The sequence below is a fragment of the Anoxybacillus sp. ST70 genome (assembly GCF_019553625.1).
GTDB lineage: Bacteria > Bacillota > Bacilli > Bacillales > Anoxybacillaceae > Anoxybacillus > Anoxybacillus gonensis.
In genome coordinates this window covers 54,605-70,676 of the sequence record NZ_JAHZOF010000002.1, presented here as the reverse complement: position 1 = coordinate 70,676, position 16,072 = coordinate 54,605, and the positions used below count along the sequence as shown (strand labels likewise).

The window sequence follows — 16,072 nt, the reverse complement described above, 5'->3', positions numbered from 1 at the left end:
GGATTCCCTTTCACTCGTTTTCTTTTAGCCACTCACGAATACGTTCAAACGCTCCTTCTTCCACTTGCTCTACCGTAGCAATCGCTTTTTGTAAGGATAATTCGTATTCATATCGCCGAAACAACTGTTCCGCTTCTTCTAATCCTTCTTTCACCGTATGGAAACGACGACGGTAACGGTTTCCATATTGAATGACTTGTTCAGCTAATCGAGCTTGTTCAATCATTTCCTTTGTTTGATCACATACATTTTGCACAAAAACGACCGCCTCGTCTAGCGCTTGATGAACAGCTTCCATATTTAACGGTTTTCCGTCTAATGTAAGCGACACACGCGTTAAGCTTTCACGCGCTTCGCTCACTTGCAACATATAAGATTCCGGTAGCCCAGGAAGTTTGCTTTTTTTCACGAGCCGAATCGCTTCAGACAATTGTTTTTTCATTTCTGCTAATTTCTCACGCGCTGCTAATTCGTCTTTTCTTAATGCATATAAGTGCTCACGAAATTGGGCGTGCTTTTCTTTCACCGCAGCAATTTGCGCTAAAATTTCCTCCAATTCTTCACGAATAAGCGAGTAAGCTAAACGCTCCTCGATCATTTTCGTTTGAATTAACATAAATCGTTTCATCAATTGTTGCACTTGCTTTTCAATTTGTCGATATTTATCAAGATCATGTTGTGATAAATGATAACTTTGCTGAACAAATAACGTTTCATCGCGCGTTTCTTTCGTTTCTTCTTCTAACTCGTAAAGCGTTTGTTCAATTTTTTCCGTTTCATCATGAACGAAACGTTCCGCATATACTTCTTTCTCTAACAAATCGTACAACGTATCAACATCTTCTTGCACTTCTCGAAGAAGCTTTTCTGCTTCATCGACAGCAAGCGTTTCTAACAGCGTAAGCACTTTTGACAATTTCTCCCGAATCGTTTCTACTTCTTTGTCAACAGGCAAATGGTCAAGCACATATCCTTTCTCTAACAGTTCACGATATCCTTCGACAATATTGTCAAGTTGTGCTGGAATTTCAACTTGCGCATCGCTCAGTAAAAGTGGAATGTGTTCAATAAAATGGTTCAACTCATGTAATTCATTTTGAATAAGCAACACTACTTCACGAGCAGCTAAATAATTCCCTTCCGTCGTTAACTGTTCAAATGTTTGAAATTGTTGTTGAAGGGCATTTAATCGCGATTCAAGCGCAGTTTCTGTACGCCCGAACGTATGACGTTGAGTAAGCATCGCTTTTTTTACTTGGCGATACTTCTCTTTTAATTGTTCAATTTCTTCACGATTTTTTTCTTCACTTCCAACTAATTCTTGTAACTCTAGTAAAATGCGTTGAATTCTCCCTTCAATTTCTTGAAGCTGCTGTTTTGTTTGCTGTAACGCATCTTTTGCTTTCATAAACCGATATTTGACTACTGCTTCCTCAATATCAAACAACTTTTCTTCTATGTTCGGCAGTTGAACAGCGACAATGTCATCCCATTCATTCCGCCACTTTTCAAACAGCTGCTCTGTTTCCCCCATCATATTTAATGACTTAATTTTCGCCATTTCTTCTGGTACAGGGCGATTCATTAAAGAAATTTTCCATTGTTCCAATTGATCAATTTGTTTATATAAACGTTTTCGGTACACATATGTATATGTAAGTCCTCCGATGACGAGGAGCGCACTAATCGCTACAAATTCCATAATGGGCCTCCTTGTTGTCAAGCTTTCTTTTTTGTGGAGAAGGCATTTTCTTTTCAATGATTTTATGATACCATGTTAGCAACATTTTTTGAGCAAAAATTTTAATTTTTTTCCTAAAAAAACGTGATTTTGTCGAATTTTGCGCCAAAAGAGGTGAAAAACGTGCGTGACGGGCATATTCATACACCGTTTTGTCCCCACGGAAGTGACGATGCGCTGCATGAATATATCGAAAAGGCCATTTCGCTTGGTTATACAGATATTTCATTTACCGAACACGCACCGCTTCCGAAAGGATTTATCGATCCAACCCCTTATCAAGATAGCGCGATGAAAGAAGAACAACTAGCGTCGTACGTATCAATTTTACAATCATTAAAAAAACAGTACGAAAGACATATTCGTATTCGCATCGGATTAGAGGTTGATTTCATTGTCGGATATGAACAAGAAACGAAAACATTTTTAAATGAAATCGGTCCACAATTAGACGATAGCATTTTATCCGTTCATTTTTTACAAATGGACAATCGGTACATGTGTATCGATTATAGCGAAGACATGTTCGGCGAAATCGTTGCAGCGTTTCACTCTATTGAACGAGTGTATGATGCGTATTATAACACCGTTCTCGCTTCTGTTGTTGCCGATTTAGGCCCATACAAACCAAAACGTATCGGACATATCACGCTCGTCCGCAAGTTTCATCGAGCATATCCGTGTGAATACGATGAGAACAAAATCATCACACGCATTCTAGATGAAATGAAAAATCGTCAACTAGAACTTGACTACAACGGTGCCGGCACAACAAAACCGCTCTGCTTAGAGCCATATCCGCCTCATTGGGTTGTAAAAGAAGCGTTAAAACACGGCATTCCGCTCGTATATGGCTCGGATGCTCACTCGGTTGCTGGCCTTCACCAAGGAATGGAACATATGCTGATATAAAGGAGTGAAATACATGTTTCATGCACAAACATACACAGGGACAAGAGAAGAAAATTATGCACTTGTCATCGATCAATTAAGAGCGTTAATTTCGGATGAAAAAAATGTTGTGGCAAACCTAGCCAATGCTTCTGCTTTATTGAACTACTTTTTACACGATATTAATTGGGTCGGTTTTTACATAACAGAAGGAAATGAACTTGTTCTCGGACCGTTTCAAGGATTGCCCGCATGCGTGCGCATTCCATTTGGTAAAGGCGTATGTGGGACAGCAGCGGCCGAAAAACGAACAGTGCGTGTGGCAGACGTTCATACATTTCCTGGCCACATTGCATGCGATGCTGCATCTCAATCTGAAATTGTCGTTCCGATGATAAAAGACGGCCGTGTGATTGGTGTGCTCGATATTGATAGTCCAATAAAAAACCGTTTTGATGAAGTAGATGAACAGTATTTACAACAGTTTGTTGAAACGCTTATTCAATATGTTAACATATAAGAAAGAGGCCGAAATATTTGGCCTCTTTTTAATATTCTTGAACAACGACGCGATTTTTCCCTGTCCGTTTCGCCGTATACAATGCTTCATCAGCGCGATTAAATAACTCTTTCACAGAGTCCGCGCGATTTTTCTTCCAGTACGATACCCCACAAGAAATCGTCACCGGTGGGTTTGTTAGCTCACGAACTTTTTGTACTAAGCGGTTCGCAATCGATAAACCTGCATTAATAGACACTTTTGGTAAATAAATGGCGAGTTCTTCTCCTCCCCATCGAGCTCCAATATCATTTTGGCGAATGTTCGCTTTAATAATATTTGCTACTTGAATAATAATTTCATCGCCTACTTGATGTCCGTACGTATCGTTTATTTTTTTGAAATTATCAATATCTATTAAAATAAATGTACCTAATCCATCCTCTTCCATCGAACGTTGGATACGTTCATCTAAATAATGACGTGCATATAAATTTGTTAGCCGATCTGTAATGACCATTCGTTCAAGTTCTTCACGCAATGCTGCGTTTGTAAACGCCAACGTGGAATGATGAATAAGTGATTGTAACAATTTAAACATATCAAACGAAAAGTGGTACGCCTCTTGATGTAACACGATCGCTACACCTTTCATCATTCCGCGCATCATCGGTACGGCCATAAGCGAACGAAAACGTTTTGCATGATCACTATGAATTTTCACATCACCTAAAAATAAATTATCCCGTGGATGTTGAATGCGATGGAAAACGAAATCTACATATGCCTTTGCTTCGCGTGATTGGAAAAATGCCGTACTTCCAGGAAGTACTTTACGCTCTTTTTCTTGTAAAATAATAAAACCGACTTCTTCCGCATCGAATGACGTTTTAATTTTTTCAATCATAAACTGCAGGGCGTCTTGGAAGCGTAAGTTCGTATTTAAGTGGTGAATCGTCTCGTTAATAAGTTGTAAATCAGCAATTAATCGTTTCGATTGTTCGTATAATTTTGCATTTTCTAATGCGCTACCAGCCGTATTTGCCAATAAGGAAATAAAGCGCATTTCCCGTTCTGGCAGCTCCATAATTGTCGGAGCAATCATTTCGATCACCCCGTAAATCCCTTGAGCTCCTTTAATCGGAGCATAAATCACAGACTTTTTATAAACAAGCGAATCATGAAGCTGGATTTGTCCAGTGACATACGCTTGCATCGCCCCCATGTGCTCATCTTCATTTTCAAATGTAAGTAGTTTAATCGGCAAATCTCGGTCTGTTGTGCTGTCATAAGATAAAAACAAATGAAACGTAAATGCCGGATATACTTCTTTTAATGTTTTTACAATTTCCTCAAGTACATCCCCGATATTCATAGACGCATGAATTTTTGTTGCCGCTCGATGCAATTGTTCGTATCTTTTTTCCTCACTTAATACTTCAGACACTTTGCGAATGCGAGCAAACACTTTTAAAAAGTCTTGTCTCATTTGTTTAATTAACGATCTCGGTATCATATCTCGCACATGAAGCTGAAAACGAACGAGTCCGAGTGAATCTTCTGAAAAATGTATACCAAACTGAACGGTTTTGATTTCGCTTTCATCATCGATGACAACAACATCATCAAACTGTTGTTTTAGCTGCTCATCAAACGGAATCATATATTTTTCTCGCTGTTGTTCAATGATGTGATTTGTCGTCACTTCAGGTTCAAAAGCGTGTTTAAACGGGTTAAGCACATAAAACGTGACATCTAACAAGTGAAACTCTTTTTGCAATAAAGTGATCAGCGCTTGGATGATGCGAGGTAAATCTGTAAAATCTTCTTCTGTTAAAAACCAATCGAAAAACTTTTGCTTAAACATGGCGTATTGATCGCGTTCTTGAACGTTCATTTTTTTCACTCACCCGCACATACTTCCTCTCTTTATATGTATGAACCATATAAATAAAAAAATGAGAGTTTCTGTCATATTTCTAAAACTGAGGACCTATTAATTATATCATACCATACTCCTTATTATAAAGACTATACAAAAATTGTTGACTTAGACACGAAAAAAAACTATAATAGCCTTTGTGTAAAATATTGCAGCCTTTGTGCTCACATTTGTATGTCCATTTTGTTCCCCATAGAGAGCGTCATTCTCTAATTGGAGGTTGTATCGTGTAACTCTCAGCTGCTAGGGCGAGGATACATGAAAACAAAATGGCGATAAATGGTGAGGCACGACTGTTTTTATTTTACCAAAAATAAAAACAAAGGAGGAGCATTTATGGCTCGTTATACAGGTCCAACTTGGAAAATTTCTCGCCGCCTTGGCATTTCATTGAGCGGTACAGGTAAAGAATTACAAAAACGTCCTTACCCACCAGGTCAACATGGTCCAGGACAACGCAAAAAATTATCTGAATATGGTATGCAGCTTCAAGAGAAGCAAAAACTTCGCCATATGTACGGTGTAAACGAACGTCAATTCCGTAAAACGTTCGAAGAAGCTGGTAAAATGGCTGGTAAACATGGTGAAAACTTCATGATCTTACTTGAGTCTCGTTTAGACAACCTTGTTTACCGTTTAGGTTTCGCGCGCACTCGCCGTCAAGCTCGCCAATTAGTTAACCACGGTCATATTTTAGTTGATGGCAGCCGCGTTGACATCCCATCTTATCGTGTAAAACCAGGTCAAACAATTTCTGTTCGCGAAAAATCTCGCAACCTTCAAATTATTAAAGAAGCGCTTGAAGTGAACAACTTTGTACCTGATTACTTAACGCTTGATGCAGACAAATTAGAAGGTACTTACACTCGTTTACCTGAACGCTCTGAATTGCCTGCAGAAATTAACGAAGCATTAATCGTTGAGTTCTACTCACGTTAATAAAAAATCCTCTCTGCCAAAGCAGAGAGGATTTTTTATGCATAACGAATTAAATAATATTTTTTCTTGCCGCGGCGAATAATCGTAAAGCGTCCTTCAATGCGATTTTCTTCTGTCATTATTTTATTTACGTCTTGCATGCGCTCGCCGTTTACGTAAATCGCTCCATTCGCTACGTCCTCGCGAGCTTGACGTTTCGATGGACAAATGCCACTCGCTACGAGCAAATCAACAAGCGCCACTTCCTTTTCATGACATACATACGATGGTACATCTTTAAAACCTTGTTCAATCTCATTTGCTGTTAATTTTGCTACTTCTCCGCTAAAGAGCGCTTCAGAAATGTTGATTGCCTGTTGCAACGCTTCCTCCCCATGAACGAGACGCGTCATCTCCGCAGCTAATGCTTTTTGTGCTGCCCGTTTTTCCGGTGCTTCAGCTGTTTGTTTTTCTAATTCCATAATTTCTTCGTGCGATAAAAACGTAAAGCACTTCAAATATTTTACAACATCACGATCATCTGTATTAATCCAAAATTGATAAAACTCATATGGAGACGTTTTGTCAGCATCAAGCCATACCGCTCCACCTTCTGTTTTCCCAAACTTTGTTCCGTCTGCTTTTGTTACGAGCGGAACTGTTAATCCAAACACTTTTGCATCTTCTTCTGTTTTTCTAATGAGCTCGAGCCCCGCCGTAATGTTCCCCCATTGGTCACTTCCGCCAACTTGCAACTTGCATCCATACATTTCATACAGCTTCAAAAAGTCGTATGCCTGCAAAATCATATAACTAAACTCTGTAAACGAAATTCCTGTTTCCAATCGCGACTGTACAGATTCTTTCGCAAGCATGTAGTTAATTCCAAAGTTTTTCCCGACATCACGCAAAAATGTAATGACATCAAGCGAACCGATCCACTCGTAGTTATTTGCGATAATCGCTGGATTGTCATCTTTGTCAAAATCTAAAAAGCGGCTTAACTGTTGTTTAATTCGCTCACTGTAATAAGCGACCGTCTCTTTTTCATTTAATTTTCGCTCTGCTTTTTTTCCACTCGGATCTCCAATCAGTCCCGTTGCTCCACCAACGAGCGCAATCGGTTGGTGACCAGCTTGTTGAAAGCGACGCAACATTAAAATCGGAAGCAAATGACCGATATGCAAACTATCTGCCGTTGGGTCAAAACCACAATATACTTTGACGCTTTCCTCTGCTAACAGCGCTTTCAGTCCATCTTCATCTGTCATTTGATTAATTAAACCGCGAAATTGTAAATCTTGAAGCAAATCCATTGCAACCACCCTTTCTGTTTATTATGGAAACAAAAAAACCCGTCCTTCATTATGGAGGGACGAGTTTCATCGCGGTACCACCCTACTTAGAGAACATATATGTTCTCTCGCTTCATTGACATAACGGCCTATACCGTCTTTTGCTACTTTCGCACAAGCTGTTCGCAAAAGATGCTCACGGAGGTAATTCATGCTTACCTATGTACTAGTTCGCACCAACCACTAGCTCTCTGTCAACAGGGAGATAAGCACTACTCGTTCCGCTCATCGCTCAATTATTTACATGTTAGTATACCCTCTTTTATCATAAAACATCAACTGTTGTCAAGATATTCAAACAAAATTAGACATTTTCCGATACGAAAAAACAAATTATGATATAATAATGAAAATACAATACGGATGGGAGGTCACTATGTCAGAAAAACAAGTCCGATTTTCATGGCAAAAACTATGGCATCATTTTACGATTACGTACGAAGTGATTTGGAATGTATGTTTAATTATATTGATCGCCTGTTTATGCGCATTCAGTTTTGCCTTCGGTGTCGGTGCGGGATATTTTGCCTCACTTGTGAAAGATGCCAAGCCAATTCCTTACAAAGAAATGAAAAAAGATATTTATAACTATGAAGAAACAACGCATATTTATTTTGCTAATCGTGAATATCTTGGCTATTTCCGTTCGGATTTAGAACGCGATGAAGTCAAACTTTCACAAGTTTCCCCTCATTTCATTCAAGCGGTCATCGCTACAGAAGATGAACATTTTTATGAACATAAAGGGGTTGTACCAAAAGCTATTATACGTGCCATTTTCCAAGAAGCAACAAACTCCTCGACACGTAGCGGAGGAAGTACATTAACTCAACAGCTTGTAAAAAATCAAATTTTAACGAGCGAAGTGTCGTTTGAGAGAAAAGCAAAAGAAGTGTTGCTCGCTTTACGACTTGAAAAGTTTTTCTCAAAAGATGAAATATTGGAAGCCTACATTAACGTTGTGCCGTTCGGGAGGAACGCATCTGGGCGAAATATTGCCGGCGTGCAAGCTGCCGCAAAAGGCGTTTTCGGCGTCGATGCAAAAGAATTAACGCTGCCGCAAGCTGCTTTTTTAGCAGGATTGCCACAAAGTCCATTTCGCTATACACCGTTTACAAGCGAAGGGGAACTAAAAAGCGATTTATCTCCTGCGCTAAATCGAATGAAAACTGTATTAACGCGCATGAAAAAAGCTGGATACATTTCAGAAGAGCAATATAAGGACGCGTTATCATACGACATTACAAAAGACTTTGTTTCTTCCTTGCCATCTCCAGTGGAAAAATATCCATGGCTGACGTTTGAAATCGAACGTCGCGCTAAAGAGATTTTCATCGATTTATTAGCGAAAAAAGATGGATACGAACGGCAAGATGTACGTTCCAACGACCAGTTATATAAAGAATATGCCGAAAAAGCCGAAAAACAATTACGCCAAAACGGCTACACGATTTACACAACGATTGATAAAGACATATATGAGCGGATGAAAGCGATTGTCGAAAAATATCCGTACTTTGGAAGCGATACAGTTGTTCGGAAAAGAGATGAAAAAACAGGACAAATGATTTCTGTTCGTCAACCGGTAGAAGTCGGAGCGATTTTAATCGAAAACAAAACAGGGCGTATTATTAGCTTTGTCGGTGGACGAGATTATAACAGAGAACAACTGAATCACGCCACCCAAGCGTATCGTTCGAACGGTTCAACGATGAAGCCGCTTCTCGTCTATGCACCAGCAATGGAAATGGGCATTATTCAACCGGGATCTGTCATTCCAGATATTGATTTAGAAATTCCTACACAACAAGGCCCATATCGCCCAAAAAATGCAGATGGTAAAACACACGGCTTAACATCGGTTCGTCATGCGCTAAAAAAATCGTATAACATTCCTGCGATTCGGACATATGCGCGCATCATCGACCAACGCCCCATTTCATATTTAGAAAAAATGGGCTTCACAAGCTTAACAACGGGAGATGGACATCATTTATCCCTTGCCCTTGGGGGATTAACAAAAGGAGTAACGATCGAAGAAAATGTAAACGCATATGCAACGTTTGCAAATGATGGAAAGTTCATTGACGCGTATTTAATCGAAAAAATTGTCGATAAAAACGGAAAAGTTGTATATGAACACGAGACAAAACCAGTTGAGGTGTTTTCGCCTCAAACAGCGTATTTAACAATCGATATGATGCGCGATGTGATTCGCTCTGGCACAGCAGCCTTTTTAAATGGCAAGTTAAAATTTTCAGCAGATTGGGCTGGAAAAACAGGAACGAGCCAAAATACAAAGGACGCTTGGTTTGTTGCGACAAATCCAAATGTAACGTTCGGTACTTGGATAGGATACGATACACCAAAACCGCTTGAAAAAAGCTATAAAGGGTTATCATATTCACAAAGAAACTTATTGCTATGGGCACAGCTGATGAATGGGGCGTACGATATTCGCCCAGAATTGATTGCGCCGAAAGAACGATTCCAAATGCCTGGAGGAATTGTCCAACGCTCATATTGCGCAATTTCTGGATTACTTCCATCAGAAACGTGTAAACGATTCGGACTGATCGAAAGCGATTTATTCAATACAGCGTTTGTACCGAAAAAAGAAGACCCGTATTTAATTAGCGGAGCTTTCGTTGAGTTGAACGGAGAACGATACGCCTCTTTACCGACAACACCGAAAGAATTTACAAAAGAAGGTGTGATGATTGATGGTTCGTTACTTGAAGCGTGGGGAATTCAACATATAAAAGATATGAGCAAATTACTCCCGCAAAACGATAAATGGAAACATGTATTTGTCGCAAAAACGCTTCAAGAAAACGGGAAAAAACCTGACCCACTAGCTGCACAACAAAAAGGAACGACGCTCGTTTGGAACGAACATCATGAACAAGACGTCATCGGTTATCGGGTATACTACGCTTCATCCGAAACAGCAACGTTTCAAGTTATCGCAACAATTCGTAAAGGCGAACAAAAAAGCATACCGTTAAAACAAGGAATATATTACGTGACGGCTGTCGATATTGCTGGATTGGAATCGAATCCGTCCAATATCGTTCGTATGTTACCTGCGACACCACCCGAGCAATCAACCGATGAACAACCGATAGAAATACCAACAGAAGAACAGTCATCAACAAACTAAAAAAATCGGGCCATGCCCGATTTTTTTAGTCTTCCATTGTTGATAAATCACCTGTCGGTAAGTTTAGTTCCCAAGCTTTCAAGACGCGACGCATAATTTTTCCACTTCGCGTTTTTGGCAGCTTATCACGGAACTCGATCTCACGTGGCGCTGCATGCGCAGCTAAACCTTTTTTCACAAAGTTACGAATATCTTCTTTTAATTCTTCTGATGGCTCGTACCCTTCTCGTAAAGCAACAAACGCTTTAATAATTTCACCGCGCACCGGATCTGGCTTTCCGATAACACCTGCTTCTGCAACAGCAGGATGTTCAACGAGTTTGCTTTCCACTTCAAACGGACCAACACGCTCTCCCGCTGTCATAATGACATCATCAATTCGTCCTTGGAACCAGAAATATCCGTCTTCATCCATATATGCCGAATCGCCAGATACATACCAATCACCAGGTAAGAAGTACGACTCGTATTTTTGTGGATTGTTCCAAATCGCGCGCATCATTGAAGGCCAACCTTTTTTAATTGCTAAATTGCCCATGCGATATGGCGGTAATTCATTTCCTTGATCGTCAACAATCGCTGCCTTTACTCCTGGAATTGGTTTCCCCATCGATCCCGGCTTAATTTCCATACACGGATAGTTACAAATGAGTTGTGCCCCTGTTTCTGTCATCCACCACGTATCGTGAATACGGCGATTGAACACTTTCATTCCCCAACGGACGACTTCTGGATTGAGCGGTTCCCCTACGCTTAAAATATGGCGAAGCGAGCGCAAATCAAACTTTTTCACAAGCTCGTCCCCAGCACCCATTAACATACGAAACGCCGTCGGTGCACTATACCATACCGTAACACCGTAGTCTTCAATCGTTTTATACCATGCTTCAGGGTTAAAGCGCCCACCTACAATGACATTTGATGCCCCACAAAGCCATGGACCGAAAATGCCGTACGAAGTTCCTGTCACCCAACCCGGATCAGCCGTGCACCAATATACGTCATCTTCTTTTAAATCTAATACCCATTTTGCTGTTTGATAATGTTGAATCATCGCGTTATGCACATGCAGTACACCTTTTGGTTTTCCTGTTGAACCAGATGTATAATGTAAAATAAGTCCGTCCTCGCGTCCGACCCATTCAATCTGAAAATGTTTGCTTGCTGCGTTCATCCGCTTTTTCAAATCAAAAAATGGCCCTTCTTCTTTAATGTCATCTCCAACTAAAAATACGTATTTTAATGCTGGTAATTCATTTACAGGTACACGTGGTAAAAGCTCCGGCGTCGTAATAATCACTTTTGCTTCGCTATCTTCTAAACGGTCACGTACTGCTCCTTCCATGAACGCCTCAAAAAGAGGTCCAACAATTGCGCCAAGTTTAATTGCTCCAAGCACAGAGAAGTACAGTTCAGGCGAGCGAGGCATAAAAATGAAGACGCGATCGCCTTTTTCTACATCGGCCACTTCTTTTAACACGTTGGCTACTTTGTTTGAAAACTCCTTCATTTCTTTAAATGTGTACTTTTCTTCTCTTGTCGCGTCACGATAATAAAGAGCCACTTTGTTTTTTCGGAACGTTTCTGCATGACGATCAATCGCTTCATACGCCATGTTTACTTTTCCTGTTTCATACCACGAAAAATATTTTTCTGCTTCAGACCAGTCAAACGTTTTATACGTTTCTTCATAATTTTTTAAATTGAAATCCCCTTGAATGACTGGTAGCGTTTCCACTTTAATCATCCCAAACTCCCCCTTGTTTGAAGTGTTTACATTCGTAATTATATTATACTATAAACAATTTCTCAATTTTTAAAAAATTTTCATTTATGTTTATTATGAAAACGATTTAATTTTTATTTTTTTATGTATAATTGAAGTGAGATTATTTCAGTAGGCGGTGGGGCAATGGAGCATAAAAAAACATATAACGCAAAACAATTAAAAACACCGAAAGGGACGTTAATTATTGAGGGACCGATTTCCCCAGAAAAATTAGCTAGCTACGAATTTCATCATGATTTAACAGCATTTCGACAACCGCACCAGCAACATCAAGCGCTCATTGAAATTACAGGCCTTCCAGAAGGTCGAATTATTATTGCACGCCACGGTCATACGATCGTTGGTTACGTCACGTTTTTGTATCCTGACCCGCTTGAAAGATGGTCACAAGGGAAGATGGAAAATTTAATCGAACTCGGGGCAATCGAAGTTATTCCAGACTTTCGGGGATGTGGTGTCGGAAAAAATTTATTGAAAGTAGCGATGATGGACGATGCGATGGAAGATTACATCATTATTACAACAGAGTACTATTGGCATTGGGATTTAAAACGAACCGGTTTAAACGTATGGGAATATCGGAAAGTGATGGAGAAAATGATGAACGCGGGCGGACTCGTTTGGTATGCAACGGACGATCCTGAAATTTGTTCGCATCCAGCTAACTGCTTAATGGCGCGCATTGGGAAACGCGTCGATCAACAATCGATCCAAAAGTTTGATCAACTTCGCTTTATGAACCGCTTTATGTATTAAAAAACAAAGGGGATGGGGAAATGATTGTCGAACAAATGATGAAAACAGATGTCATCGCACTAAAGCCGTCAAATACAATTGCCGATGCGTTAAATGTTGTCAAGCAAAAAAACATTCGTCACTTACCAATTGTCGATGAGGAATATCATGTCATTGGAATCGTCACCGATCGCGATTTACGCGATGCAAGTCCATCGATCTTTCATGCAAATGAACATGTAGAAGATTTACAAAAACCGTTAAGCACCATTATGAAAACAAACGTCATTACAGGTCACCCGCTTGATTTCGTCGAAGAAGTGGCAGCTTTATTTTACGAACATCGCATCAGCTGCATGCCAATCGTCAAAGAAAATAAACTCGTCGGCATTATTACGGAAAGCGATTTGCTATATACGCTCGTACAATTAACAGGGGCTCATCAGCCCGGCTCACAAATTGAAATTAAAGTGCCGAACCGAGCAGGGATGTTAAGTGAAGTCGCTTCTGTTTTTCAAAAACGGAACATCAATATTTCAAGCGTTCTTGTATATCCTGATCAAGATGAAAAGTATAAAGTGCTCGTGTTTCGTATTCAAACAATGAACCCGATGGCGATTATTGATGATTTAAAAGCACAAGGATACGACGTACTATGGCCAAACTTGCCGGGGGTTTCATCATGAGCAAAAATAGTGTGTTCGTTTATTCCGATGCATTTCAAACGTATAAATTCCATGATCGCCATCCGTTCAATCAACTGCGTGTCAAACTAACGTATGACTTATTACAAACGGTCGGTGCGCTCCATGATTCACAAATTGTAGCACCGCGTCTTGCCACAGATGAAGAGCTAGTTCTTGTTCACGATATGGATTACATTGAAGCAGTAAAAAAAGCGGGGAAGGGACAACTTTCAGAAGAAATTGCAATCAATTATGGCTTAGGAACGGAAGATACACCTATTTTTCCAAATATGCATGAAGCGAGCGCCCTTCTTGTTGGGGGAACATTAACAGCGGTTGATTACGTGCTTTCTGGAAAAGCCGAGCATGCGCTCAGTTTAGGCGGAGGGCTTCATCATGGATTCCGCGGCAAAGCATCCGGATTTTGCATTTACAATGACAGTTCTGTCGCCATTAAATATATGCAAGAAAAATACGGTGTCCGCGTTTTATACGTCGACACAGATGCTCATCATGGTGATGGAGTACAATGGACGTTTTATGACGATCCAAATGTTTGTACATTTTCCATTCATGAAACAGGACGTTACTTATTCCCTGGTACAGGAAATGTCAATGAACGAGGACAAGGAAAAGGATATGGTTATTCCTTTAACATTCCTGTCGACGCGTTTACAGAAGATGAGTCTTGGCTAGCAGCATATAAAGAGGCACTCATGGAAATCGCCGACTTCTTTCGGCCTGACGTCATTTTAACCCAAAACGGTGTGGACGCTCATTATTACGATCCGTTAACTCATTTATGTGGGACGATGCGCATGTATCGTGAAATTCCAAAACTTGCACATCAAATTGCTCATCAATATTGCAACGGTCGTTGGATTGCAGTCGGTGGCGGAGGATACGACATTTGGCGCGTTGTTCCGCGTGCATGGGCGCTATTATGGCTTGAAATGACAGAACAATCCGATATTTCTGGACCTTTACCGAAAGAATGGATTGCTCGCTGGCAACAACATGCACCCGTTTCTTTACCGCTCGAGTGGGATGACCCGGACGACTTATACCCACCCATTCCGAGAAAGGCAGAAATTACAGAAAAAAATGCCCAAACTGTCATCAAAGCACTTCAACCAATTCGAAGCAATAAACAACGATTAAATTTATAAAAAAATCATAAAGAGGCTTCTGCCTCTTTATGATTTTGTCGAATCGCGATATTCAATTCGATGTGGTAATACAACAATGTGATTGTCCACATGTTCTTTGTTCATATATTTTGTTAATAAACGCATCGCTACCGCACCAATATCGTACATCGGCTGTACGACTGTCGTTAGCTTCGGGCGAACCATTGTAGCTAAACGAGTGTTATCAAAACCGACTACTTCTAATTCATCAGGAATGCGCACACCACGGTCTTGGGCCCCATGAATGACACCAAGCGCCATTTCATCTGTCCCAACAAAAATGGCTGTTGGTCGCTGGGCAAGTTCGGCTAGTTTTTCATATGCTTCCATTCCTGAATCATACGTGTAATCCCCTTCAACGACGAGCTCGTCATCATAAGCAATATTCGCTTCTTCTAAAGCACGGCGATAACCAGCTAATTTTTTCAATCCGTTAATTGGGTCATTTAGCGGCCCTGTCACATAAGCAATTCGTTTATGTCCTTTTTCGATTAACATATGTACTGCATCATATGCCGCTTGCTCATAGTCAATATTGACGGATGGAATAATATTGTTTTTTTCAATGGTTGCAGCTAATACAATCGGTACATCTGACTTTTTAAACTGCTCGACATGCTCTTCAGTGACATCACCGCCCATAAATAAAATGCCATCGACTTGTTTTGCCAACATCGTATTTAATAAATGCAGCTCTTTTTCTTTATTTTGATCTGAATTACTTAAAATAATGTTATACTTATACATCGTTGCAATATCTTCGATGCCGCGAGCCATTTCTGCAAAGAAAATGCTTGATATATCCGGAATAATTACTCCGACTGTCGTCGTCTTCTTACTTGCTAATCCGCGCGCCACCGCATTCGGACGATATCCGAGTCGCTCAATCACTTCTAATACTTTTTTGCGTGTAGAAGGCTTTACGTTTGGGTTCCCATTTACTACACGTGAAACGGTCGCCATCGACACGTTTGCTTCTCTTGCGACATCATAAATTGTTACATTCATCACATACACACTCCTTTTCAGCGCTCTATATATCGAAAACTGTCGTACATCGCAATTTTATGTAAAAATATCATACGATAAATGATTACCCAAGTGCAACGTTTTCACAAATAAATTCATAAGAAAAAGAAAAGCTGGCGAACAAATCACCAGCT

Annotated in this window: 12 protein-coding genes and 1 other annotated feature; of the genes, 7 read left to right on the top strand and 5 right to left on the bottom strand. The window is 40.2% G+C overall.

Translation table 11 applies throughout. From position 1 onward, the window contains the following. Positions 1–10: 10 nt before the first annotated feature. Positions 11–1,702, bottom strand: coding sequence for a septation ring formation regulator EzrA (ezrA, locus tag K1I43_RS03530; protein ID WP_026011494.1), 1,692 nt, complete (start codon positions 1,700–1,702; stop codon positions 11–13). Positions 1,703–1,864: 162 nt separating this feature from the next. On the opposite strand from ezrA, the gene hisJ reads away from it, so the two are divergent. Beyond that, positions 1,865–2,653 (top strand): histidinol-phosphatase HisJ, encoded by a 789-nt coding sequence (hisJ, locus tag K1I43_RS03525; RefSeq protein WP_026011493.1) that lies wholly within the window; start codon positions 1,865–1,867, stop codon positions 2,651–2,653. 13 nt (positions 2,654–2,666) lie between these two features. Continuing rightward, the gene (locus K1I43_RS03520; RefSeq protein ID WP_026011492.1) at positions 2,667–3,152 is read left to right on the top strand and encodes a GAF domain-containing protein; all 486 of its coding nucleotides are present in this window, start codon (positions 2,667–2,669) and stop codon (positions 3,150–3,152) included. Positions 3,153–3,180: 28 nt separating this feature from the next. Here K1I43_RS03520 and K1I43_RS03515 read toward each other — a convergent pair whose 3' ends face one another. Next, positions 3,181–5,028, bottom strand: a complete 1,848-nt coding sequence (locus K1I43_RS03515; RefSeq protein WP_033383243.1) for a sensor domain-containing diguanylate cyclase — start codon at positions 5,026–5,028, stop codon at positions 3,181–3,183. A gap of 381 nt (positions 5,029–5,409) precedes the next feature. Here K1I43_RS03515 and rpsD point away from each other — a divergent pair, with 381 nt between their 5' ends. After that, on the top strand, positions 5,410–6,012 hold the full coding sequence (gene rpsD / locus K1I43_RS03510) for a 30S ribosomal protein S4 (RefSeq protein ID WP_006320770.1): 603 nt from the start codon (positions 5,410–5,412) through the stop codon (positions 6,010–6,012). Between the two features lie 35 nt (positions 6,013–6,047). Here rpsD and tyrS read toward each other — a convergent pair whose 3' ends face one another. Next, complete coding sequence (gene tyrS, locus K1I43_RS03505) at positions 6,048–7,307, bottom strand: tyrosine--tRNA ligase (protein ID WP_026011491.1); 1,260 nt, start codon at positions 7,305–7,307, stop codon at positions 6,048–6,050. A gap of 52 nt (positions 7,308–7,359) precedes the next feature. After that, positions 7,360–7,584: a binding site (T-box leader), on the bottom strand. A gap of 138 nt (positions 7,585–7,722) precedes the next feature. Between tyrS and K1I43_RS03500 the strand changes: the two genes are divergently transcribed. Further along, positions 7,723–10,509: a transglycosylase domain-containing protein gene (locus tag K1I43_RS03500; protein ID WP_026011490.1), complete on the top strand. Its 2,787-nt coding sequence runs from the start codon at positions 7,723–7,725 to the stop codon at positions 10,507–10,509. Between the two features lie 25 nt (positions 10,510–10,534). On the opposite strand, the gene acsA is transcribed toward K1I43_RS03500, so the two are convergent. Further along, positions 10,535–12,253 (bottom strand): acetate--CoA ligase, encoded by a 1,719-nt coding sequence (gene acsA / locus K1I43_RS03495; protein ID WP_026011489.1) that lies wholly within the window; start codon positions 12,251–12,253, stop codon positions 10,535–10,537. A 168-nt stretch (positions 12,254–12,421) separates the two neighbouring features. Here acsA and K1I43_RS03490 point away from each other — a divergent pair, with 168 nt between their 5' ends. From K1I43_RS03490 to K1I43_RS03480, 3 genes are read left to right on the top strand one after another with little or no spacing between them, the layout of a single operon-like run. After that, positions 12,422–13,054 carry a GNAT family N-acetyltransferase gene (locus tag K1I43_RS03490; RefSeq protein WP_019416655.1) on the top strand — a complete coding sequence of 211 codons (633 nt, stop codon included), beginning with the start codon at positions 12,422–12,424 and terminating at the stop codon, positions 13,052–13,054. Between the two features lie 20 nt (positions 13,055–13,074). Continuing rightward, positions 13,075–13,719 (top strand): acetoin utilization AcuB family protein, encoded by a 645-nt coding sequence (locus K1I43_RS03485; protein ID WP_019416654.1) that lies wholly within the window; start codon positions 13,075–13,077, stop codon positions 13,717–13,719. Next, positions 13,716–14,888: an acetoin utilization protein AcuC gene (locus K1I43_RS03480; protein ID WP_136260292.1), complete on the top strand. Its 1,173-nt coding sequence runs from the start codon at positions 13,716–13,718 to the stop codon at positions 14,886–14,888. The genes K1I43_RS03485 and K1I43_RS03480 overlap by 4 nt, the downstream gene beginning before the upstream one ends. A 27-nt stretch (positions 14,889–14,915) precedes the next feature. On the opposite strand, the gene ccpA is transcribed toward K1I43_RS03480, so the two are convergent. Continuing rightward, positions 14,916–15,917, bottom strand: coding sequence for a catabolite control protein A (gene ccpA / locus K1I43_RS03475; protein ID WP_009361562.1), 1,002 nt, complete (start codon positions 15,915–15,917; stop codon positions 14,916–14,918). Positions 15,918–16,072 lie beyond the last annotated feature (155 nt).